At 71.5% G+C, this 1048-nt stretch carries 2 pseudogenes; both read right to left on the bottom strand.

Annotation, left to right across the window (positions count from 1 at the left end):
• Positions 1-703: pseudogene (locus IF37_RS0138395) on the bottom strand (hypothetical protein); the annotation flags it as partial.
• Positions 704-734: 31 nt separating this feature from the next.
• Positions 735-1048: pseudogene (locus IF37_RS46310) on the bottom strand (hypothetical protein); the annotation flags it as partial.

Below are 1048 nucleotides of genomic sequence, written 5' to 3'. Positions count from 1 at the left end.
CGTCGCCGTTGGCGCCGACCGCGATGTCGTGGCCGCCGCCGCCGAAGGGTTCCCAGCCGGACCAGGCGCCGGATGGCAGGGGTTCCCAGTCCGACCAGCCGCCGTTGACGCCTGTCTGCCAGGCGTGGTGGACACCGTCGGTCCCGGCGGCGAAGACCTCCAGCCGTCCGTCCGCGGATCGCGCCGACACCACCCGGCCGGACTCCGCCGGATACACCAGCGGGGCGGGTCCGGGCTCGTGGTGGCCGAGACGGTCGACCGCGGCCTGCGCCTCGTCCATGTGCCGCCAGTGCATGCCCTGGTTGTACGTGGACCAGGGCTGCCAGTTCGTGCCTCCGGAGGAGATCTCGAAGGCCGCGTTCGCGTTGCACCGGGCGTCGTAGGCGCAGGCGTCGTCGACCTCGGGGTGCCAGTAGTCGTTGATCTGCCACAGGCCACGATCGCGGGACGGGGGCGTGTTGTTCTGGACGTTGGTCGCCGACGGATCGCAGGAGGACTCCGCGAGGGCGACGGCGACGGCGGTCACCAGGCTGTCCCCGCGGAAGCCGGCGTCGTACCCGACCTGGGCGCACAGGTCGCTCGAGGCGGCGTACGCGGGCGAGGCACCGGCGAGGACGCCTGCCGCCAGGAGCAGGGAAGCGAGCGCTGACAGGAAGACGCGATGGGGCGCTCCACGGGAGCGGGAGCGCTGAGCGGTTCTCACCTGCTGTCTCCTCAACTGACTGCGGGACCGGGTCGGCGTTGGCCGTGGCGGTGATCTCGGTGCCGGCGCCGCCGAAGGTGTCCCATGGGCCGTAGGGGGCGTTGACGCCGGTCTGCCAGAGGTGTTGGGCAATGCTGCCGTTGATCGCGAACACCTCGACCCGGCCGTCCGCGGTCCGCTGGCTGGTCAGCTGGGAGGCGGCGGGACCGCCGGTACCCTCCCACTCGGACCAACTCGTGGGGTTGGTCTGGTATTTGTGGTAGACGCCGGTGGGTCCGGAGGCGAAGACTTCGAGTCGTCCGTCCTGGTTGTGGTCGACGGTGAGGTCGTGTCCGCCGCCGCCGA

Origin of the sequence: Streptomyces sp. NRRL S-31, from assembly GCF_000718775.1 — a bacterium.
GTDB lineage: Bacteria > Actinomycetota > Actinomycetes > Streptomycetales > Streptomycetaceae > Streptomyces.
The sequence above is the reverse complement of the archived record's forward strand: the minus strand, read 5'-3'. Positions and strand labels throughout refer to the sequence as shown.